This is a genomic window from Bacillus sp. VA15 (assembly GCF_055721145.1).
The window spans coordinates 721,969-742,511 of the sequence record NZ_JBVQPQ010000001.1 but is presented as its reverse complement, the minus strand read 5'-3'; the positions used below and the strand labels follow the sequence as shown (position 1 = coordinate 742,511).

Genomic DNA, 20,543 nt, shown 5'->3' with positions numbered 1-20,543 from the left:
ATCACTCCGGTTCTGCTAAATCGGCATAAATCTGTTCATACTGGCTGACAATTTTTTGTGAAGAAAACTCATTTTTGAGCATTTCCATTGCAGCCTCTGTAAAACGCTTGCTTAGCTGTTCATCTTCTAAAATACTCATCGCGCGGTCTGTTGCGGCTGCAACGTCGCCGACATCCACCAAAAATCCGCTCACATTGTTCTTAATAACCTCCGGAATACCGCCAATGTTTGTTCCGATACAAGGCACCCCGCAAGCCATCGCCTCAAGCAGGACAAGGCCGAAGCTTTCTTTTTCAGACAGCAGCAGCTTTAAATCGCTAATGGAATAAAGCTCCTCAACACGATCTTGATTTCCAAGCATTAAAACTTGGTTTTCCAATCCATATTTTCTGACAAGCTCACAGGCTGTCGATTTCTCCGGACCGTCTCCGACTAACAGCAGCTTCGCTTTCGTTTTGCCGGCGATATTCCGGAACACACGGATGACGTCCTGCACACGTTTAACCTTTCTGAAGTTGGACACATGGATGACAACTTTTTCGTCTGGTAAAATACCATGTTTCTCTTTAATTGCCGCAGTGTTTTTCTTCAGATACACGCGCTCGTCTATAAAGTTATAAATCGTTTCGATTTTTTTCTCCGGTTTAATTAAATCGTACGTTTCAGCTGCAAGCGCTGAGGAGACAGCTGTCACCCTGTCTGATGCCTCAATGGCAAAACGGATAAGATCTTTTAAAGAGGGGTCATAGCCTAACACAGTGATATCCGTGCCATGCAAAGTTGTCACAATGCCGATATTGCGTTTCAGCATCTGCTTTGCAAGATAGGCGCAAACCGCATGCGGGAGAGCGTAGTGAGCATGGATAATGTCTAAATTCTCCCGTTCTGCCACCTCAGCGATTTTGCTTGCTAGTGTCAAATCATACGGAGGATACTTAAAAACAGCATATTGATTAACCTCAACTTCATGAAAATGAATATTGGGGTGATATGTATTTAGTCTAAACGGAATGCTTGACGTGATAAAATGGATTTCATGTCCCTTTTCAGCAAGCTGCTTCCCCAGTTCTGTCGCAATGATACCTGAGCCTCCGACGCTCGGATAGCATGTGATACCTATTTTTAGTTTTTTCATTGTTCTCCCCCAAGCACATCATCATGATCGAGCATCAGCATCCGTTTTGAAAAGAAACCTTCGGCATACTCCACACCCGCTTCTTTACCGTAAAGCTTTTCTCTCGCTTCAACGATCTCGATATAGCCATTCGTCAGAGGAGTTGAAACTGAATCCTTTGACGGTATAAACTGGCTTTTGTAGGCATTGAGGCTTTGTTTTTTGGCCTCTATTGTATCCGAGATATCAATGACAAAATCAGGCTGATGAAAACCATTTATCATATAATAGTAAACCTTGTTTACTTTATGCGCGGGAAGGCTTTTTTCGTCTTTATATTTGTGGATTCCTGCGGAAAAGATTGCTTCTTCCACCAGTGCAGCCGCATTGCCGTGATCCGGATGGCGATCCTTTTTATACGGCATGAAAACTGCTCTGGGCCGGCAGGTTCTGATGACACTGACAATCGCCCGAATTGCCTGATCACTCATTATCAGACCGCGGTCTGGAAGTGTCAGCTGAATTCTTTTTTCTGCACCTAATACACGGGCTGCTTCAGCTGCTTCTTCTTTACGTAAACTGACCGTTCCGTTTGAAGAGAGTTCCGCTTCAGTCAAATCGCATATCATTACTTTTTTTCCCTGTTTGACAAACTTTGCGATTGTGCCGCCCATTCCGATCTCGACATCATCACTGTGGGCGCCAAACGCAAGAACGTCAGCATTATACATTCGGCTCTTCTCCCCGAAGAAGATCGCGGAATTCGAAAACACCTTCATCAAGTGTGCGGACAAGAATCTCCGCAGTACCCATATTTGTAGCGAGCGGAATGGAATACACATCACATAACCGGATTAATGCCGAGACATCCGGTTCATGCGGCTGCGCGGTCAGCGGGTCGCGCAAAAAGATGACAAGATCAAGTGCATTGGCCGCGATCAGTGCACCGATTTGCTGGTCTCCCCCTAAAGGGCCGGATTGAAAACGTTCAATTTGAAGACCTGTCGCCTCTTGAATTTTCAACCCTGTTGTTCCGGTCGCGTATAGATCATGATGTCTCAAAATATCCCGATAGGCAGTCGTGAATTGAACCATATCCTGTTTTTTCTTGTCATGCGCGATCAAAGCAATTTTCATCATTTATCCCCCTGTCTAATCAATGATATTTTCTAATCCGTACACAAGCTGATCGATCTTCATGACTTGTTCGACTGACAGTTTAACACCTGACATGAAAGAAGCGCGGTTATAGGAATCGTGGCGGATCTGAAGCGTTTGGCCATCCATACCGAACATGACTTCCTGATGTGCGATCAATCCCGGAAGACGGACACTGTGCAAGCGGATACCGTTTTGCTCCGCTCCTCTAGCTCCTGGAAGAATTTCTTTTTCATCCGGGTGTCCTTGCTGCTTTTCTTTACGAACTTCTGAAATCATTTCCGCTGTTTTCAGCGCCGTTCCGCTTGGCGCGTCAAGCTTCTGATCATGGTGAAGCTCAATAATCTCAACATCCTCAAAGTAGTTGGCAGCCATTTTCGAAAATTTCATCATCAGCACCGCACCAAGTGCAAAATTTGGAGCGATGATGGCTCCGATTCCCTTCTCTTCTGTTAAAGACGTAAGCTCTTTTAAATCAGCTTCTGAGAAACCGGTTGTTCCGACAACCGGACGAACTCCGTGTTCTAATGCAATTTTTGTATGTACTTTCCCGATTTCAGGCGTTGTTAAATCAATTAAGACATCCGGCTGTGTTTCCGTAAAGCATGCACAGATATCTGTGTAAATGAGAGCGTCTGACTCAACAGACATCACATCAGATAATTTTTGCTGGTCGTATGTATGGTCTATGGCCCCGACAAGGTCAAAATGAGGTGTTCGTTCTGTCAATTTAACAGCTTCCTGCCCCATTCTTCCACGCGGTCCTGCAATGACTACTTTAATTGTTTCGTTTGACATCTTGATCTCCTCTACTTTCCTTCTTCTTTTCTGGTCCAGCGATCTTTATCTCTAGTATTAAATTTATGCATGACTCGGTCGTGGGCTTCCTCTAAAGAGATATCAAGAGAGTTGGCTAAACAAACCAATACAAACAGCACATCGCCCATTTCCTCTTCCATGCTTTTATCATCTTCAGACGCTTTTTTTGGTTTTTCTCCATAGCGGTGATTCACTTCTCTGGCAAGCTCGCCAAGTTCTTCGGTCAGCCTCGCCATCATGGCAAGCGGGCTGAAATATCCTTCTTTAAATTGGCCGATGTAACGGTCTACTTCAGCCTGTATGTCTTTCATTGTTTTATCACTCACTAAACGAAACCTCCTATCATCCTCTTACATGTTAGCTAATTCAGATACGTTTGACAAATGTTTAAGCACGTTTGCTGTTTTCTTTTTCATCCACTATAATATAAACGCTATCTATTGGAAGGAAAAGGGGTTTTGTGTGATGCTTGGAGAAATTAGATTAAAAAACATATTTTTTATTTTAATCGGAGCGGCAATTTTTTCATTTGGCTTGGTTCACTTCAATATGCAGAACAATCTGGCTGAGGGCGGTTTTACAGGTATTACACTTTTGCTTTATGCCCTTTTCCACATCAGCCCCTCTATCTCGAACCTGGTTTTGAATATTCCGATCTTTTTTATCGGCTGGCGTTTGCTTGGCAGGACAATGTTTGTTTACACCCTTGTCGGCACTGTAGCCTTGTCTTTGTTCCTCAGCATTTTTCAGCGATATGAAATACATATGCCTCTTCAGCATGACTTAGCGCTCGCTGCTTTATTTGCCGGCGTGTTTATCGGAGCCGGATTAGGAATTATTTTTAAGTTCGGCGGTACGACAGGCGGAGTTGATATCATCGCCCGTTTGGTCAATAAGTATTTTGGGATTCCGATGGGCAGAACGATGTTTGCTTTCGATGCCTGCGTTATCATTTTGTCTTTGCTTACTTATCTCTCCTACAAAGAAGCGATGTATACTCTGGTGGCTGTATTTGTAGCGGCAAGATTAATTGATTTTATTCAGGAAGGCGGATACGCTGCTAAAGGCGCTACAATTATTTCTTCGAAAAACGATCTGATTCAGAAAAAGATTCTTGAAGAAATGGAACGAGGCGTCACCATTTTGAAAGGACAGGGTTCCTATACAAAAGAGGATATAGATGTCCTTTATTGTGTTGTGCCGAAGAACGAATTGGTGATGCTGAAAAGTGTGATTAACTCCATTGATCCTCATGCCTTTGTGGCGGTAAGCGATGTCCACGATGTGCTCGGAGAAGGATTTACGCTTGACGAAAATAAAAATCCGCTTCCGCGCTGACATTTGATAGAAAAAAGGCGGCAGCAGCCGCCCCACATACTTATTTAGGGTAGTCCCGTTTTTTCAGCTTGTTTTTCTCCGCTTTGTACTTTCTGTAGCCGACATAGGTCAGAGCTGTAATGATAATACTGCCGGTTGTGATGATCACCCAGAGTAAAGACGGATCGGCATCATCCTCCTCCACCCTGTCAAATACATTTTTTAGATCATGCTGAAGAAGAGAAAGCCGTTCAAGCTTCGTGCTCTCAGTCATTTGCTGAAATTCCTCTTGCTCAATGACGTCTATATGTTTCCCGACTGTTTCAAGCTGATCCTCTGATACATCGATTGTAAGACTGGGGTAAATCAAATCATATAGACTGATAAATTCATTCCATTTTTCATGAAAGCTCGTACTTTCATTCTTTTGGACATCCTGCTTCAGTTCAGCAAAGGCTTCCATAATCGGTCTCTCCAGTGAGCCCCAAAGCGGATCAGATCGATTGTCAACTGCGTCCATCAGCATTCTGAACTGCGCGGCTGCTCTGAGTTTTTGTGTATCTGATGTATCAGCCTGCTTTAAACTCCGTACCATATCGTTATAGCCCAGTGTGATTTGACGGATTTGGGCTCCAGTTAGCATGGTGTCTTGCTTTTTTTTCTCAGCGGATTTTAATGTTTTTTCAAAATAAGCAAGGACTTGCAGCGCCTCTTCATATTTTGACTGGCGGGTCATTTGAAAGACCGTATCGGATAAATCGTTTAACTCTTCGAGACTTCCCCGCTCTGCAGCCTTGGCATTTCCATTATAAAAAATAAGAGCAATCAACAAACAGATCGTCAGCTTTCGTTTCATGCAGGTCCCTCCCACTCTCTCTCCTTACAGAATATGAAGAAAGGGACAAGGATAGACCAACATTGTCTTTACATCAGCTCAAGCTTTGTTTGCTTTTTCGAGACCACGAGAAAGTAAGCAAGCCCAATTGAAAAAATGCTCAGCCAAAATGTTCCGTACCCTATATCAGTCATATAATCAGAAAGCATAGAATATTGCGGCATCATGTCAAACAAGTAATCAATGACATCGTTGTGGAGCGTCCAGACTGCAGCAATTGCAAGATGCCAAAAAGAAAAACGAAAATACGGACTGTACAACACGCCTTGGACTGCCATGGCAAAATGCGAGGCAATCAGCATATAGCCCTCCCACGGCAAGTCACCTTCTACAGCCAGCACAAGAAAATTCATAGCGACCGCCCAAAGGCCATACTTTACGAGAGTGACTAGCGCAAGCGCCTCAAAGAGCGGAGCGTTCCGTTTCATGATAAAGGCGAGCAGCACAAACAGAAAGAAAAACGTTGCTGTCGGACTGTCCGGAACAAAAATCAGGAAACGGGCCGGTGTCTCCAGAAGCTGCGGCAAGTACCAATAGTATCCGTAAACCGTTCCCAGAAAATTGATGGCTAAGACAAGAATAAGCATCGGCCGCTGTCCTAATACATATTGAAACCATTTCACATTAAATCAACTCTCAGTCTGTAAAAATAATATGTCCATATAAAAAAGCTGACGCCGGGTCAGCTTTTGATAATAAAAGTATATCCTTCCATTTCACAATTCACAACACGTTATTTTGCGGTTGTTTCAGAAATAAATTTCGCAAGTTCTTCGAGCTGCTTATCATTCCCTTTGAATACGCCCGCCGGCATTTTGCCTTTCCCTTCAACAGCTATTTTTTTGATTTCATCCGGCTTCAGCCCGGTGTCAACCAACGAAGGCCCGGCTGCCCCTCCTTGAAGGTTATCCCCATGGCAAGAAATACAGCCCTGCTCTTTAAAAATCTTATATCCTTCTGCATTGGTGTCAATGTCGGCTTCTTTTGTGATTTTCCCCTGTTCTTCTGCCTTGGCCCAGTCGTGAGTAGCAACTGACTGCCACGTCAAAAACACAGCAGCGGAAATCGCTAAAAGCATCATACCGACAGCAACAGGACGCTTCCACGGCCTTCTCTCTGTTCCTCTGTCAAGAAATGGCGCCAAAAGCAGGGCGCCAAAAGCGAGTCCCGGCATAATCATGGCGCCGACCACTGTAAAGCTTCCGGCGGCGTATTCATACTTCAACAGCTGGTATAAGAAAAGAAAATACCAATCCGGCAGCGGAATATAACCTGTATCAGTCGGGTCCGCCATCCGCTCCAAAGGCGGCTGATGCACAATCGTCAAAACAAGAAAACCGATCAGAAAGACAGCGCCAACCATCCATTCCTTCAACAAGAAATTCGGCCAGAAAGCCTCTGTTTTACCAGGATACTCCGAATAATCCTTCGGTATATTCGGCTTTTTTTCAGCCGGTATCCTTGAGTCGCCTACAAATTTCATCCCTTTGCCCCGGTGCATGTCATCCCCTCCCTTTTATTCGCAGATCAAGAGTTTAAAGCGGTCCTGAAATCCCCTGCTTCCGGATCATAATAAAATGTGCAGCCATCAGCCCGAACAATGCGGCAGGAAGAAAGAATACATGGATCGCAAAAAACCTAGTCAGCGTTTGGGCGCCTACAATATCCGGGTGCCCCGCAAGGAGTGTTTTGACTTGCGTCCCGATCAAAGGCGTGGCTTCAGCGATCTGCAGCCCGACTTTTGTTGCAAACAGAGCCTTCATGTCCCAAGGAAGCAAGTAGCCTGTAAAGCCCAGCCCGAGCATGACAAAAAAGATCAGTACACCGACAATCCAGTTCAGCTCGCGCGGCTTTTTATACGCCCCTTGGAAAAAGACCCTCAGCGTATGTAAAAACATCATCACAATGACCAGGCTCGCACCCCAGTGGTGCATTCCCCTGACAATTTGGCCGAATGCCACTTCATTTTGCAAATAATATACCGATTCCCAGGCATTTTTGATATCAGGCACATAGTACATCGTTAAAAACATTCCAGATAACACTTGGATAACGGTTACAAAAAACGTCAGTCCCCCAAAGCAATACACAAACGCAGAGAAATGATGGGCGGGATTCACATGTTCCGGTACTTCGTGATCGGCAATATCCCTCCACATCGGTGTAATATCAAGCCGCTCATCTACCCAGTCATAAATTTTGTTCAGCATGTCACCCTTCCCCCTTAGGCTTTGCTTTTCCAAGATACAGGAAGCCGTCTTTTACTTCTTGCTCATAATGATCAAGAGGCGAAAGCGGCGGCGTGCCCGGGACATTGGTGCCGTCCTTTTCATAGAGTCCGTAATGGCATGGACAAAAGAATTTATTCGGATTTTTAGGATCACTATTCCAGTTCACCGTACACCCTAAATGCTTACAAATTGGCGAAAGCGCTACAATCTCATCCCCGCTTTTGAAGACCCAGGCTGATCTTGACTCTTCTGACTCATACCAGGCATCGACTTGGTTAATTTTGAAATCAAAGCGCTGCGGCTCTTTTGTCAGCTCATCTACGCTGACAACCTGAACCATGTCCTGCTTCCCTGTCGATTTTAATACCGGGTCGAGTGCAAAGCGAACCATAGGCATGAGCATACTAGCCGCCATAAAACCCCCTACGCCTGTGAGCGTATAATTCAAAAATTGACGTCTGGATATATCATGTTTTCCGCCCATAACTTCTCCCCCCTCTAGGTCACCCCTGCAAACTGACTAAAATAGAAAATATTGCAATAACTCTAGACACCCTCATAATATATGAATCTCTCAGCAAGGTCAATATAGCCAAAATATTGTTTATAAGGAAATGTAAGTGTTTTTATTGGATGCTCCACAACTGTAACAAAACGTTCAAAATTTCAGCAGTGCGTTCATCCAATATTTTTCTTTTTAAGGAGTCATTTAAATGCTCTAACGGAACAGACGGTGTCACAATGATTTTGCCTAACGCATCCTCACTTTTCCAATTTTCGTCAGACGTGAGCAGCACAACATGCGGAAATTCTGATATAAGCTCTTCCCGCAAATCCTTAAGTCCTTGAACGGTTATTTCATTTCTATCAACATATGTATATGGAGGCAGTAAATATACCCGTCCCTTTAACTGCCTTTCCAGTTCTTCTGACAGAAGCTGCGTGAATTCTCCTTTCTCCGCCGCCATTTTGAAATGGCCGCCTACCTTTATGTTAATTAATGGAATGACAGCGGTATCAATGTAATCCTCAGCTTGTAAATAGTCCTTGGCATCAGTCATTCTCCACCTCATCGTTCTCCCCCTTTACGACAACAAGCCTTGCAATACACTGCAAGGCTGGTCAAATTATGTGAGCTGATTCAATTGGCGCGATAGTTGTTCAAATGCTTCTTTATCATGACGATCTAGCGCATCGTCAATGTCTTTTAATAATTTTTCTCTTTGGAATGTGGAAATAGCGTGCTCCAAAATTTGTTCAGCCAACCCCTGATCTTTTTTGTTCTCAAACAGATCCTTCGGAATATGAGGGTTGGATTCCAGTACTGCAGCATACTCAGGTGAGCTGTACGCTGAACGGAAATTAAGCTGGATAAACAAATCCTGCTGTTTATTTAATCTAATATCATGAAAAGATTTTTCCGCGTCGGTTGTCATGACATTCTCTTTATAGAACCGAAACGGAACTTCTTCAACACAATGTGTTGACATTATAATGCCTCTCGGGCAAAATTCTGCCTGCTCTACAAAATGAACCTTCTCCATGAGAGAATCATGGCTCATTAAGTAGTTCAAGATCCAAACGCACTCTCGGCGCTTTAACTGATAATGGTTTAAAAACCATCGGATAAAATCTTTTTTCTCATTGACAGAAACAGGGGTCTGCATGTAATTCCCTCCTCTATCGTTCGTATAATCTATATACTTATATGTTCCACATGAATGGTGAACATTCCTGCTTATCTTGAAAATTCATCCTCGATTCGCAAAATCGTTTCTTCCAGCTCTTCATTGGCCCCGTCAATTTCAAGAACCTTTTTCAAAAGCGGCAGCGCTTCTTTTTGCAGGCCTTCTTCTAATAGGAAGCTTGCGTATTCGTATAAGAAATCTCTGTCCTCCCGGTAGTGAAGAAAGGCAGCCTCAAAGGATTGTTTTGCTTTCTCGTATTGCTCTAATTCGGTATATGCGCTCGCAAGATACCAATTGTATTTCGGGTCTTCTTCCCCATAACCGCGCACCTCTTGAATAAGATCAATGATCTGTTCATAATCCTCTTCTTTATGATACACGGCAAGAAGTGTATGAAGTGCCTCGACGAAGCCCGGATCAAGTGCAAGCGCCTCCTGAAGCAGCTTTTTCCCATCTTCTGACTTCCCGATTTTTAAAGCCATTTTTGCGGCATAGAGGAAAAGCTCTTTGTTATATTCATCATATCTGATACCCTCTTTTGCCGTTTTTAATGCCTCTTCATACATCCCTTCAGCTTCATAGCTTTTCGAAAGCGGCATATAAAGTGAAGAATAAGATGGATCAAGCTCTTTTAAATCAGACAGCTGCTTAATAGCTGTTTTAACAAGCCCCGCCTGTAAGGCTGTAAACCCATAGCCGAAAATCGTATTAGGATCAGGATTCTCATCAACAGCTTTCTCGTACCACGGAATGGCATCCTCAAATTCACCTGAGGCACTTAACGATTCGGCCAGTCTTTGATGGACATTAACGCCTCCGATCTCACTCTGCTCCTCAGCCGTTGTTTTAAAATATTGAACCGCTTTTGCATAGGCTCCTTGAGTAAAGTAAAGTTCACCCAGTGCAAAATCAATAATGGGTTCATTGTCCAGAATGGACTTTGCCTGTAAAAGCTTTTGTTCACTGACTTCGAATAACCCTTGCATCTGATAAAGATCCGCCATAAGCAGCAAACTTTCCGGATATGATGGATCTGTTTCCGGAATGGTTTCCAGCACAGCGAGGGCTTTTTCTTCTTCGTCAATATCTATTAAAAGTTCAGCGTAAAAATTCGTCAGTTCTGTTTCATTTGGATATAAATCATGTAAATCACTGATCAGTGAAATCGCTTTTTCTACATTGCCCCACTCGTAATAAAGCTGGGCGGCAATGGCTTTGTCTTCATCATGGAGCTGGTTTTCAGCTTTCGAGAGAGTGTTGAGGCCTTTTTCTGTTTCACCTGCTTCAACTAATTTTATGGCTTCTTGAATCAATGTATTCAAATCGGACCGGTCCTTTCTTTTCCTATAGAACATCAACCATACAAAAAAGCTTTATTTGTTCGGGTTAATCTTATCATAATTCAGACGAAAGCCCCCGGCAAATAAGATGCTTGCTGTACGGCAGGGAATTATTGAGTCTTATTAGTTTACCAAAAGTTCTTGAGATAGAAAATGAAAAAAGGAAGATCGCCCTCTGTACAGTAAAGCAGCTCTCTGACCTGCCGGCTTGTAAGTAAAGCGCATCCCCCCTTTTCGTTTTTTCTTTTCTATAAGACAAGCTATGTTTTTTGGTCTCGGATTATGATTCTCACAGGCAATCTGCACAAAAAATCCTGAAAGAAAAACTTCAGGATTTGTTTGAAAGCTTATTTAAATGCTCGAAAAAGGTTGGATAAGAAACGTGAATGGCATCTGTCTGCTCAATTTCAATTGGCTCCTCAGTTATACAGGAAGCGATACCAAGCATCATTCCGATTCGATGATCTCCATGGCTGGACACTGTTGCGCCGCCTTTCAGTGTTTGCTTGCCATAAACCTTCATTCCATCTGCTGTCGGTTCAATCTCAGCACCTAGCTTACGAAGCTCAGAAACCACAGTGTCAATGCGGTTTGTTTCTTTTACTTTAAGCTCTGCCGCGTCCTTAATAACGGTTGTTCCTTCCGCCTGAGTCGCAAGAAGCGCGATGATAGGGATTTCATCAATTAAACGCGGAATGATATCTCCTCCGATTTCAACCGCTTTTAGAGATGACGTTTCTATAACCAAATCTCCATAAGGCTCCGCACTGCTGTCAGCAGACGGTTTGATTTCAAGTTTTGCCCCCATGTTTTGAAGGACGTCAATGACACCTGTCCGAGTCGGATTTAAACCTACGTTTTTTAATATAATCTTGCTGTTTGGAACCATTGCACCCGCAGCAAGGAAAAACGCCGCTGAAGAAATGTCTCCAGGAACAAAAATATCTGCAGCTGTAAATTTCTGCCCTCCTGTAATGGAAACACTCGTTTGATCTTCAGAGAGTTTCACGCCAAAAGCAGAAAGCATCCGCTCAGTGTGGTCCCGAGATTTATGAGGCTCTGTGACGGTTGTTGTGCCCTCAGCCTGTAATCCGGCCAGCAAAACAGCAGATTTAATTTGTGCGCTTGCAACAGGTGATACATAATCAATGCCTTTTAATGAAGCGCCGCTCACTGACAGCGGTGTAAATTCTCCGCCGGCTCTGCCGTCGATTTTAGCCCCCATTTGCTTCAAAGGCTCAGTTACACGTTTCATTGGACGCTTCGCAATGCTCTCATCTCCGGCTACCGCGCTGTAAAAGGGACGACCCGCCAAGATGCCGAGCATGAGGCGAATCGTTGTACCTGAATTTCCGACATCTAAAAGGCTTTCTGGCTCACTCAGGGAATCGATTCCATTTCCGTGAATCACTACATCGCTGCCGTTTTGCTCAATTCGAACACCCATTTTTCTAAAGCAATCGATGGTGCTCAAACAATCCGCTCCCGGCAGAAAGTTTTTAACAGTTGTTGTGCCTTTCGCTAGCGCGCCAAACATGACGGAACGGTGAGAAATGGATTTATCACCAGGAATATGTATTTCTCCGTTTAAGGCCTGCACCTTTTCTCTTTTCATTATTTTCCACCTCAATCAGCATAAAAAGTTTCATATTCCGCCCGGGCTTCAATGCATTGTTCTGCCCGTTTGCGGTCATCATCAGACTGAAAACTGATCCTTAAAATCCCGTTAATATCTTCTCGTGTTTCAATAATGCGGATATTCGTGATACTGATGCGCTCCGCAGCTAAGATAGCCGTTATCTCGGAAATCACACCCGGATGATCGGGAACATCCACGTATAAATCGTAAAATGCAGGTATCGCGCCCTTCTGCCGAAGCGGCAGTCCGTCGCGATAATCCTTGGCCGCTTTAAAATAACGAAATAGATTTTCCGCATCTTCTTGTTCTACATATGTCCGGATCGTCTCAATTTCACGAATCCACTCTTCAAAACGGTCCAAGATTTTATCTTTATTATGTAATAGAATATCCCGCCACATTGCGGGGCTGCTCGATGCAATCCTTGTAATATCCCTAAACCCGCCGGCAGCAAAACGCTTAACAAGCGGATAAAGCTCTTCCGAATGATGGGTTTGATGAACTAGGCTTGCTGCGACAATATGCGGAAAATGGCTGATCACACTTGTAACGCCATCATGCTCTTCTGGCGACATTTCCACAAAATGGGCATTCGTCCCCTTCAGCAGGTTTTTCAACTGTTCTACCGCTTGTCTGTCCGTTTTCTGGCCTGGCGTTAAAATATAAAATGCATTTTCAAACAGGAATTCCTTCGCAGCGGCCACTCCTGATTTATGTGAACCCGCCATCGGATGCCCCCCGACAAATTGGTAGCGGCCAGGCAGCACTTGCTCAGCGTATCGAACCACTTTTTGCTTTGTGCTTCCTACATCGGTAATCAAAAGCTGATGTTCAATTCCTGAATGAGCCAGTTCATTAAGCATAAGCAGGGTTTGCGCGACAGGTGTCGCAATGATTACTGTAGCTGCCTTTTTTGCACCGCTAATAAACGAATCAGCACGCTCGTCTATCACACCTAATTTTAATGCGGCTACTACCTGTTCATCAGAGATGTCGATTCCGATAATCCGTTTGCCCGGATGCTCTTTTTTGATCGCTAACGCAATCGAACCGCCTATCAATCCGAGACCGGCGAGCAATATTGTATCTTTCATTCGATTCATACGTCATCACCTGGTTTATAGACTAAAGAGGTGATATTTGATCACCTCTTATAAAATTTCAGCTAAAATTGCAAGAATTTCTTCATTTTGCTCTTTTGTTCCGATCGTAATCCGGAGTGATGTCGGGAAACCTAATGCATTTCCTGACCGGACAATATAGCCTTTTTCCAGCAGAGCCTGAAACAGTTCATCAGAAGGACGGTTAAAGTCAATTAACACAAAATTGGTCTGTGAAGGGTAGCACTTTAAACCATGAATCTTCGCAAAATCATAATATTGCTGAAGGCCTGCTTTATTTTGCTCGACACAGGAAGCAATAAACGCTTGGTCATCAAGTGCTGCGATCGCCGCAGCCTGGCCTAGACGGCTCGTGTTAAATGGCTCTCTTGCCGGCTCAATCTGGCGAATCAGGTCCTCGTCAGCAATTCCATATCCGACTCTGAGCGCAGCCAGACCGTAAGCCTTTGAAAATGTCCGTAATATGATCAGATTGGAATACTTGTTTAATAACGGCACAGTTTCCGGGTAATCCTCAGCTGTTACATATTCATAATATGCTTCGTCAAGAACAACGAGGACACGAGAAGGAACGCGCTCCAGAAATGCGAGTAATTCCCCTTCTGATGTATAAGTGCCAGTCGGGTTATTCGGACTGCATATCCAAACGACTTGTGTCTGTTCGTCAATTGCTTCAAGCATGGCGTCTAAATCATGTGAGCCGTCAGGACGAAGTGCGATTTCACGAACTTCAGCGCCTTCAATGACCGCATTATGTTTATACTGCGGAAAAGTCGGAGCAGCAGTTATCGTATTGGTTTTATCGTTTAAAAATGCCCGGCAGATGATCTGAATGATTTCATCTGAACCGTTTCCGAAAATAAGTGATGTTTCACTGACATTGAGGTGCTCACTGAGCCTTGTCCGCAAAGCGGCGCTATACCCGTCCGGATAAAGCGCAAGCTGATGAATCTCATGTTGAAGCGCCTCTTTTGCAGCTTCTGAACAGCCGTACGGATTTTCGTTTGAAGCAAGCTTCACAACTTTATCCAAGCCATATTCTGATTTCACTGCTTCAATCGGCTTACCAGGCTGATAAGGCTTCAGCTGTTTTAAATGTTCTTTGATACGCAAATCCAGTCACCTCATTTTAAGCTGTACAAGCCGCCAAACGCCGTTGCGTAATCTTCAAACTCCTGCAGCGCTTGATCTCTCGTTTCAGCGCTGATGAGCCGGTCCTTTAGCTCTTCTATTTTTCTGACGAGCGCACTTCCCACTACGACACCGTCACAAATTTCATTCATCTTCATGACCTGTTCGCGGTTTGATATACCGAATCCTACAGCAACCGGCACAGTGCTAAGATCCTTCACTGTCCGGATGAACGGATACACGGATGAATTGAACTCATTGCGGACACCGGTCACACCTAGAGAAGATACACAGTAGACGAATCCCTCGGCTTGTTCAATAATAGTTTTCAAACGGCTTTCGCTTGTCGGCGCAACCAAAGAAATATACGTCACCTCATGGCTTTTGCATTCCGCTTGAAGGCTGGCGCTTTCTTCTAATGGCAGATCCGGAACAAGCAGACCGTCAATGTGATTTTCCCGCAGTAAAGCGAAAAAGTATTCTTTGTTCAATTGTAACACAGGATTATAATACGTAAAGAGGATAATCGGAATATTCACTCCGTTTTTTTTCATTTCTCCGCCTAATTCGATTGCTTTTACGATATTCATTCCATGATCAAGCGCCCGCTTTGAAGCACGCTGGATCACCGGACCGTCTGCAAGCGGGTCTGAGTATGCAACACCAAGCTCCAGTGCTGTGGCGCCTGCTTTTTGAAGTGACTTCGCCAGTTTAACCGAAACCTCAGGCGATGGATCTCCCGCTGTAATAAACGGGATAAACAATTTTTCTGATGCTTGAAGATCTAATTTAAACATGCGCTTTCACCTCTTCTTCCAATACATTCATTAATGTGTTGACATCCTTATCTCCCCGTCCTGATAAACAGACGAGAATGGTTTGATCGCGATCCATCTCTTTGGCGAGTTTGAATGCTTTCGCTAACGCATGGGCAGATTCGATCGCCGGCAAAATCCCCTCTTTTTCTGACAAGAGTTTTAATGCATCCACCGCTTCTTCATCTGTGATACTGTCATAAGTGACACGGCCGCTCTTATGCAAATAAGCGTGCTCCGGACCGATTCCAGGATAGTCGAGTCCTGCTGAAATGGAGTAAGGCTCAATAATTTGCCCGAACTCATCTTGAATCAGATAAGTCAATGAACCGTGAATAACGCCTACGGTTCCTTTCGACATAGTAGCGGCATGAAGAGGAGTATCAATTCCTTTTCCGGCTGCTTCAGCGCCGATCAGTTCAACATCTTCATCTAAAAACGCCTGAAACATGCCCATCGCATTGCTTCCTCCGCCTACACACGCCACTACTTTATCAGGCAGAGTGCCTTCAATGTGTTTCAGCTGATCCTTCGCTTCCTCTCCAATCATTTTCTGAAATTCTCGGACCACCTGCGGATAAGGGTGCGGTCCGACAACTGATCCAATCATGTAAAAATGATCCTCGCAATGCTGAACCCAGTATCGAATCGCCTCATTTGTGGCATCCTTCAATGTGCCGTTTCCGCTTGTTACAGGCACAACTTCCGCTCCAAGAAGCTTCATGCGGAAAACGTTCAGAGACTGGCGGGCAACGTCCTCCTCGCCCATAAACACAGTGCAGGAAAAGCCGAATTTGGCTGCGACTGTTGCAGCGGCCACACCGTGCTGACCGGCACCGGTTTCAGCAATGATTTTCGTTTTTCCCATTTTCTTAGCGAGCAGCGCTTGACCTAACGCATTATTGATTTTATGAGACCCTGTATGGTTCAAATCTTCTCGTTTCAAATAAATTTTCGCACCGCCTAAATACTCAGTGACTCGATCAGCGAATGTGAGTGCAGTCGGCCTTCCGGAATAGTCATTTAACAGCTTGTAATATTCATTACGAAAAACAGGATCATCCTTGATCTCTTTAAATGCGGTTTCAATTTCTTCTAACGGCTGCATCAGTGTTTCCGGAACAAACTTTCCGCCGAAATCACCGTATCTGCCTATTTCATTCGGATATGGATACATATTGGTTCATCCTTTCTTCTAAAAGCCTCATCAGATTCTGATCTTTTTGTCCGTTTTTTTCGATTCCGCTGGCAAGGTCAATTCCTGCCGGCTCATATTTCAATAAGTCTGCGATAGTGTCCGGATTCACGCCGCCTGCGATAAAACAGCGTTTGCCTATAGCTGCCTGCTTGTATTCCGGCACACAGTCCCAAGAAAAAGCAACACCAGTGCCGCCTCTTGCCCCTTTGACAGATGAATCAATCACAAAGCCGTCCACATCATCTTTAAAGCGGGCAATTTCTTGAGTTGTGTTCTTATGATGGTGAAGCGCCTTCCATATTTCACAATCTGTCAGCATGCGAAGCGCATCGGCATCCGCCGGTTCCTCATCACCGTGAAGCTGAATGACATCGAGATTCAAGTCGTCGGCAATGCGTGACATCGTCTCTATCGATTCATTAACAAAAACCCCTGCAACCCGTTTTTCGACACGAACTTGACTCAGCCACTTCTTCACATCTTGCGGAGATACTTTTCGTTTGCTTTCAGCAAAAATAAAGCCCAGATAATCAGCCTGCGAGTCCGCTGCAAGCTGCAAATCCTGCAGTGACCGTATGCCGCAATATTTTAATGCCGGCTTCTTCACATCCTCACTCCCCGAACAAAACATGGATTGCTTTTTGCTGTGATGTTTGTCTCATCAATGATTCACCGATAAGCACAGCTCGTGCTCCATGTTCTTTGACAAATGTTAAATGTTCTAAAGAACCGATTCCGCTTTCGCTGACAAGCAGTGATTCTTTCGGAGCAAGAGATGCGATTTGTTCTGTCTGCATTATAGAGGTTTCAAATGTTTTTAGGTTTCGGTTGTTTATGCCGAGAATATCAGGCGTGAACACTTTCAATATTTGTTCTAGCGTTGTTGCATCATGAACCTCCACTAACACGTCCATCTCCTTTTCACCTGCTTCAAGATATAACTCATGAAGGTGTAAGGGATCAAGCACTTCGCCGATTAACAATATGGCATCCGCTCCGATTCTTCTTGATTCCTCCACTTGAAGAGAATCAATAATAAAATCTTTTCTGAGTACAGGGATCGAAACAGCGCGCTTTACGTCTGATAAATAGCTGTTTTCCCCTTGAAAAAACGGGGTGTCTGTTAAAACGGAAAGCGCATCTGCTTTCGCAGTTTCATAGTCTTTTGCAATCCGCACAGGGACAAAATCCTCTTTAATGAGCCCTTTTGACGGCGACGCTTTCTTCACTTCAGCAAGCAACCCGATAAACCGATTCGGGCTTGCCAGCGCCTCTTTAAATGAACGTTTTTCGAAAGGCTGCTCTTCCGGCAGGACCAGTGTGTTTACTTCTTCCTTCTTTTGTTTGATGATGTTTTCAAGCATAGATCTCTTCCTCTTTCTGCTTTATTCGTTCAAGCTGCGCGGCAGCGCCTCCGCTTGTAATCGTCTCTAATGCTAGCTCCGTTCCTTCCTTCAGTGAGGCGGTGATCCCCGCCGTGTATATCGCAGCCCCTGCATTAAAAGCAGTAATAGATAAAGCGGAACCGCTGCTTTTATTTTCAAAAATATTCTGAATAAGACAGGCACTCTCTTTCGGTGACTGCACCTGTAAATCTTCAAGTCTGCCATTTGTGAAACCGAAATCTTCCGGTGAAACGGTATATTCCCGGCGCTCCCCGTCCTTTAATTCAATCACGTCAGTCGGTGCTGTAATTGAAAGCTCATCTAAACCGTCTCGGCTTGATACGAACATGACGTGCTTCGGCTGAAGCGTCTCCAGTGCGCTTGCCATCACTCCAGCTTTTTCAGCGGAATAGACCCCAATCACCTGACGCTTCGCCTGCAAGGGATTGCTGAGCGGTCCGAGCAGATTAAATACCGTTCTGAAACCCAGTTCTTTTCTAGTACCCGCTACATGTTTCATAGACGAATGATAAAGCGGGGCAAAAAGAAATCCCATGTTGTTTACTTCAATGCTGCTTTTGACTTTTTCGGGAGTCGTTTGAATTGGAACCTCTAACACCTCTAAAACATCAGCACTTCCGCTTTTAGAAGAGACAGAGCGATTGCCGTGCTTAGCGATTTTTGCCCCTGCTGCTGAGGCAACAATTGCTGATGCCGTTGAGATATTAAAAGTGGAAATACCGTCTCCTCCGGTTCCGCATGTATCAACGACATCAGGAAGTCCATCGACTGTAAGAGCGCGTGCCCGCATCGCCTTCACAAAGCCCGTAAGCTCTTCTGGCGTCTCTCCCCGATGAGCAAGAATAGACAATATACCGCCCATTTCAGAAGGCGTCATTTCCGCTGTCATCATCATATTCATCAATGCCTCTGCCTCATCGGCAGTAAGTGTTTTTCCGTCAACGCACAATTGTAGAAATTTGTTCATCAGCTTTATCCTCCTTGCTATGGAACATGTCTTCTGCAATATGAATCGTTTTCAGCAGCGCACCGGCTTTATTACAGCTTTCTTCGTATTCGGCTTCCGGAACAGAATCTGCAACAATGCCAGCACCTGCCTGTATCGATGCAACACCGCCCTTTACGCTCATGGTGCGAATCGTAATACAAGAGTCGATATTACCGTCAAATCCGATGTAGGCGATGCAGCCGCCGTATGTCTCTCTCGGTGTAGGCTCCAGCTCTTGCAAAAGCTGCATGGCACGGATTTTGGGAGCGCCTGTTAAAGTTCCTGCCGGGAAAGCGGACATCAGTGCATCGACTGGGTGAATCCCTTCTTTCAATCGACCTGTAACCACCGAAATAATGTGCATGACATGCGAAAAGGAGACAATTTTTGTGAACTCCGGCACAGAAACAGATCCATACTCTGCTACTCTGCCAATATCGTTCCGGGCAAGGTCAACGAGCATGTAGTGCTCTGCTTTTTCTTTTTCATCCTTCATCAGCTCAACTTTGAGTTTTTCATCTTCCTCTTTATCTGCGCCTCGTTTTCTCGTACCGGCAATCGGATGGATTTCCAAGTGCCCGTCCTTAACATGGATTAAACGTTCCGGAGAGCTTCCGACTATTTCTCTGTCTTTGAGTTTCATATAATACATATACGGAGAAGGATTGACGATCCTAAGCACCCGGTATAACTCAAAGGCATCTGATTTTATCGGAATTTCAAATTTTTGTGACAGAACCCCCTGGAAGATATCGCCTGCTTTTATATATTCTTTTATTTTTTCTACATCAGCCATAAAAGCTGATTTTTCATAATTAGATGATACTGTCTCAAAGCTGGGTGTCTTATATGAATCAGCAGAGAGAAACAGTTCTTTTATGTTTTTTTGATCCATCATTTTTTCTATGAGATCTTGAAGCTCTTGATGATTTTGATGAAATACATCGATTTTTTCGTTTTCTGTTTCCTGTCCATTGAGCCTTGCATATTGGATAAAGTGGACGTTTTTGGTTTGATGATCATACGCAATTAATGTCCGGCAAACAAACAGCATACACTTTTCCATTCCTGCTTCTTTTGAATGCGGAGGAACAGAAGGCTCAATCAGCGGGATCATATCATAGCTTAAGTACCCGACAGCTCCGCCGACAAAAGGAATGCCTAGCTCTGGCGTTTTGATGTTGTAGGTGGTATTCATCCAATTCAGAACTTCTTTAAGTTCAATTCCTGTGTAAAGAGATCTGCCGTCCTGATCTGTAGCTGTAAAACGGCTCTGCTCTTCTTTAATCGTGAGGAATGGATTCAGGCCGATAAACGAATATCTTGACCAGTTGGATGTATCATCCTTGCTTTCAAGAAGATACGTAATCTCCCTGTCGAGCTTCTCTATCATTTGAATGGGTGTCATCGTATCGACTGTGAAGGTCTCCACAATCGGTATGGTGTGGTGGGACAAGCTGTCCTGTAAAAATGAAGAAATGTTGGATTGGAAATACATTGTTCTCACTCCTTATGGCAAGGAGAATGAGAAGATGGCATGAGAGGATAAAACATTATATAACAAATAAACCCAAAAGAAAGGCTTCTTTTGGGTAGAATAAACATACATGTCTCAGCTCAACTATACTCATTCTCTGCTACCCTATTCTCTAACTCAACTCAATCAATCGCTTTATACACACT

At 44.3% G+C, this 20,543-nt stretch carries 23 protein-coding genes; 1 reads left to right on the top strand and 22 read right to left on the bottom strand.

Annotated features, from left to right (window positions below; translation table 11 throughout):
- Position 1 precedes the first annotated feature (1 nt).
- From bshA to AC0DBE_RS04030, 5 genes are read right to left on the bottom strand one after another with little or no spacing between them, the layout of a single operon-like run.
- A complete protein-coding gene (gene bshA / locus AC0DBE_RS04050; RefSeq protein WP_014114192.1) occupies positions 2–1,135 on the bottom strand; it encodes an N-acetyl-alpha-D-glucosaminyl L-malate synthase BshA in 1,134 nt (377 codons plus the stop codon).
- Positions 1,132–1,845: a bacillithiol biosynthesis deacetylase BshB1 gene (gene bshB1, locus AC0DBE_RS04045; protein WP_472961156.1), complete on the bottom strand. Its 714-nt coding sequence runs from the start codon at positions 1,843–1,845 to the stop codon at positions 1,132–1,134. The genes bshA and bshB1 overlap by 4 nt, the downstream gene beginning before the upstream one ends.
- Positions 1,838–2,251: a methylglyoxal synthase gene (gene mgsA / locus AC0DBE_RS04040; protein WP_003225572.1), complete on the bottom strand. Its 414-nt coding sequence runs from the start codon at positions 2,249–2,251 to the stop codon at positions 1,838–1,840. Before mgsA ends, bshB1 begins: the two co-directional genes overlap by 8 nt.
- 15 nt (positions 2,252–2,266) lie before the next feature.
- On the bottom strand, positions 2,267–3,070 hold the full coding sequence (gene dapB, locus AC0DBE_RS04035; RefSeq protein ID WP_014114194.1) for a 4-hydroxy-tetrahydrodipicolinate reductase: 804 nt from the start codon (positions 3,068–3,070) through the stop codon (positions 2,267–2,269).
- An 11-nt stretch (positions 3,071–3,081) separates the two neighbouring features.
- The gene (locus tag AC0DBE_RS04030; RefSeq protein WP_003225569.1) at positions 3,082–3,417 is read right to left on the bottom strand and encodes a nucleotide pyrophosphohydrolase; all 336 of its coding nucleotides are present in this window, start codon (positions 3,415–3,417) and stop codon (positions 3,082–3,084) included.
- A gap of 139 nt (positions 3,418–3,556) precedes the next feature.
- Between AC0DBE_RS04030 and AC0DBE_RS04025 the strand changes: the two genes are divergently transcribed.
- Positions 3,557–4,429, top strand: a complete 873-nt coding sequence (locus tag AC0DBE_RS04025) for a YitT family protein (protein ID WP_003230635.1) — start codon at positions 3,557–3,559, stop codon at positions 4,427–4,429.
- Positions 4,430–4,469: 40 nt separating this feature from the next.
- Here AC0DBE_RS04025 and ypjB read toward each other — a convergent pair whose 3' ends face one another.
- From ypjB to trpE, 17 genes are all read right to left on the bottom strand, one after another.
- Positions 4,470–5,264 carry a sporulation protein YpjB gene (ypjB, locus tag AC0DBE_RS04020; protein WP_003225565.1) on the bottom strand — a complete coding sequence of 265 codons (795 nt, stop codon included), beginning with the start codon at positions 5,262–5,264 and terminating at the stop codon, positions 4,470–4,472.
- A 68-nt stretch (positions 5,265–5,332) separates the two neighbouring features.
- Positions 5,333–5,926: a lipoprotein heptaprenylglyceryl N-acetyltransferase LhaT gene (gene lhaT / locus AC0DBE_RS04015; protein ID WP_175304911.1), complete on the bottom strand. Its 594-nt coding sequence runs from the start codon at positions 5,924–5,926 to the stop codon at positions 5,333–5,335.
- A 110-nt stretch (positions 5,927–6,036) separates the two neighbouring features.
- The gene (locus AC0DBE_RS04010; protein ID WP_014114196.1) at positions 6,037–6,804 is read right to left on the bottom strand and encodes a menaquinol-cytochrome c reductase cytochrome b/c subunit; all 768 of its coding nucleotides are present in this window, start codon (positions 6,802–6,804) and stop codon (positions 6,037–6,039) included.
- 34 nt (positions 6,805–6,838) lie between these two features.
- The gene (gene qcrB / locus AC0DBE_RS04005) at positions 6,839–7,513 is read right to left on the bottom strand and encodes a menaquinol-cytochrome c reductase cytochrome b subunit (RefSeq protein ID WP_003225560.1); all 675 of its coding nucleotides are present in this window, start codon (positions 7,511–7,513) and stop codon (positions 6,839–6,841) included.
- Between the two features lies 1 nt (position 7,514).
- Entirely contained in the window at positions 7,515–8,018 is a 504-nt protein-coding gene (locus AC0DBE_RS04000; protein ID WP_003225556.1) for a ubiquinol-cytochrome c reductase iron-sulfur subunit, read from the bottom strand.
- A 142-nt stretch (positions 8,019–8,160) separates the two neighbouring features.
- Positions 8,161–8,607 carry a YpiF family protein gene (locus tag AC0DBE_RS03995; protein ID WP_472961150.1) on the bottom strand — a complete coding sequence of 149 codons (447 nt, stop codon included), beginning with the start codon at positions 8,605–8,607 and terminating at the stop codon, positions 8,161–8,163.
- A gap of 54 nt (positions 8,608–8,661) precedes the next feature.
- The gene (locus tag AC0DBE_RS03990; protein WP_003225551.1) at positions 8,662–9,201 is read right to left on the bottom strand and encodes a ReoY family proteolytic degradation factor; all 540 of its coding nucleotides are present in this window, start codon (positions 9,199–9,201) and stop codon (positions 8,662–8,664) included.
- A gap of 71 nt (positions 9,202–9,272) precedes the next feature.
- Positions 9,273–10,544, bottom strand: coding sequence for a tetratricopeptide repeat protein (locus AC0DBE_RS03985; RefSeq protein ID WP_014114198.1), 1,272 nt, complete (start codon positions 10,542–10,544; stop codon positions 9,273–9,275).
- Positions 10,545–10,890: 346 nt separating this feature from the next.
- A complete protein-coding gene (aroA, locus tag AC0DBE_RS03980; protein ID WP_472961147.1) occupies positions 10,891–12,177 on the bottom strand; it encodes a 3-phosphoshikimate 1-carboxyvinyltransferase in 1,287 nt (428 codons plus the stop codon).
- An 11-nt stretch (positions 12,178–12,188) separates the two neighbouring features.
- Positions 12,189–13,304 (bottom strand): prephenate dehydrogenase, encoded by a 1,116-nt coding sequence (locus AC0DBE_RS03975; RefSeq protein ID WP_079287904.1) that lies wholly within the window; start codon positions 13,302–13,304, stop codon positions 12,189–12,191.
- A gap of 48 nt (positions 13,305–13,352) precedes the next feature.
- A complete protein-coding gene (hisC, locus tag AC0DBE_RS03970) occupies positions 13,353–14,435 on the bottom strand; it encodes a histidinol-phosphate transaminase (protein ID WP_014114201.1) in 1,083 nt (360 codons plus the stop codon).
- An 11-nt stretch (positions 14,436–14,446) separates the two neighbouring features.
- Positions 14,447–15,250 (bottom strand): tryptophan synthase subunit alpha, encoded by an 804-nt coding sequence (trpA, locus tag AC0DBE_RS03965; protein ID WP_014114202.1) that lies wholly within the window; start codon positions 15,248–15,250, stop codon positions 14,447–14,449.
- On the bottom strand, positions 15,243–16,445 hold the full coding sequence (trpB, locus tag AC0DBE_RS03960; protein WP_072182220.1) for a tryptophan synthase subunit beta: 1,203 nt from the start codon (positions 16,443–16,445) through the stop codon (positions 15,243–15,245). Before trpB ends, trpA begins: the two co-directional genes overlap by 8 nt.
- On the bottom strand, positions 16,426–17,073 hold the full coding sequence (locus AC0DBE_RS03955) for a phosphoribosylanthranilate isomerase (protein WP_072566482.1): 648 nt from the start codon (positions 17,071–17,073) through the stop codon (positions 16,426–16,428). The genes trpB and AC0DBE_RS03955 overlap by 20 nt, the downstream gene beginning before the upstream one ends.
- 4 nt (positions 17,074–17,077) lie before the next feature.
- Positions 17,078–17,830: an indole-3-glycerol phosphate synthase TrpC gene (trpC, locus tag AC0DBE_RS03950; protein WP_472961143.1), complete on the bottom strand. Its 753-nt coding sequence runs from the start codon at positions 17,828–17,830 to the stop codon at positions 17,078–17,080.
- Positions 17,823–18,839 (bottom strand): anthranilate phosphoribosyltransferase, encoded by a 1,017-nt coding sequence (gene trpD / locus AC0DBE_RS03945; RefSeq protein ID WP_079287906.1) that lies wholly within the window; start codon positions 18,837–18,839, stop codon positions 17,823–17,825. The genes trpC and trpD overlap by 8 nt, the downstream gene beginning before the upstream one ends.
- On the bottom strand, positions 18,811–20,358 hold the full coding sequence (gene trpE, locus AC0DBE_RS03940; RefSeq protein WP_014114207.1) for an anthranilate synthase component I: 1,548 nt from the start codon (positions 20,356–20,358) through the stop codon (positions 18,811–18,813). The genes trpD and trpE overlap by 29 nt, the downstream gene beginning before the upstream one ends.
- Positions 20,359–20,543: the final 185 nt, after the last annotated feature.

Excerpts from the sequence above, each read along its gene's own strand:
- bshA (WP_014114192.1), bottom strand. The coding sequence starts at position 1,135 with ATGAAAAAACTAAAAATAGGTATCACATGCTATCCGAGCGTCGGAGGC.
- bshB1 (WP_472961156.1), bottom strand. The coding sequence starts at position 1,845 with ATGTATAATGCTGACGTTCTTGCGTTTGGCGCCCACAGTGATGATGTC.
- mgsA (WP_003225572.1), bottom strand. The coding sequence starts at position 2,251 with ATGAAAATTGCTTTGATCGCGCATGACAAGAAAAAACAGGATATGGTT.
- dapB (WP_014114194.1), bottom strand. The coding sequence starts at position 3,070 with ATGTCAAACGAAACAATTAAAGTAGTCATTGCAGGACCGCGTGGAAGA.
- AC0DBE_RS04025 (WP_003230635.1), top strand. The coding sequence starts at position 3,557 with ATGCTTGGAGAAATTAGATTAAAAAACATATTTTTTATTTTAATCGGA.
- ypjB (WP_003225565.1), bottom strand. The coding sequence starts at position 5,264 with ATGAAACGAAAGCTGACGATCTGTTTGTTGATTGCTCTTATTTTTTAT.
- AC0DBE_RS04010 (WP_014114196.1), bottom strand. The coding sequence starts at position 6,804 with ATGCACCGGGGCAAAGGGATGAAATTTGTAGGCGACTCAAGGATACCG.
- qcrB (WP_003225560.1), bottom strand. The coding sequence starts at position 7,513 with ATGCTGAACAAAATTTATGACTGGGTAGATGAGCGGCTTGATATTACA.
- AC0DBE_RS04000 (WP_003225556.1), bottom strand. The coding sequence starts at position 8,018 with ATGGGCGGAAAACATGATATATCCAGACGTCAATTTTTGAATTATACG.
- AC0DBE_RS03995 (WP_472961150.1), bottom strand. The coding sequence starts at position 8,607 with ATGAGGTGGAGAATGACTGATGCCAAGGACTATTTACAAGCTGAGGAT.
- AC0DBE_RS03990 (WP_003225551.1), bottom strand. The coding sequence starts at position 9,201 with ATGCAGACCCCTGTTTCTGTCAATGAGAAAAAAGATTTTATCCGATGG.
- aroA (WP_472961147.1), bottom strand. The coding sequence starts at position 12,177 with ATGAAAAGAGAAAAGGTGCAGGCCTTAAACGGAGAAATACATATTCCT.
- AC0DBE_RS03975 (WP_079287904.1), bottom strand. The coding sequence starts at position 13,304 with ATGAATCGAATGAAAGATACAATATTGCTCGCCGGTCTCGGATTGATA.
- trpA (WP_014114202.1), bottom strand. The coding sequence starts at position 15,250 with ATGTTTAAATTAGATCTTCAAGCATCAGAAAAATTGTTTATCCCGTTT.
- trpB (WP_072182220.1), bottom strand. The coding sequence starts at position 16,445 with ATGTATCCATATCCGAATGAAATAGGCAGATACGGTGATTTCGGCGGA.
- trpC (WP_472961143.1), bottom strand. The coding sequence starts at position 17,830 with ATGCTTGAAAACATCATCAAACAAAAGAAGGAAGAAGTAAACACACTG.
- trpD (WP_079287906.1), bottom strand. The coding sequence starts at position 18,839 with ATGAACAAATTTCTACAATTGTGCGTTGACGGAAAAACACTTACTGCC.
- trpE (WP_014114207.1), bottom strand. The coding sequence starts at position 20,358 with ATGTATTTCCAATCCAACATTTCTTCATTTTTACAGGACAGCTTGTCC.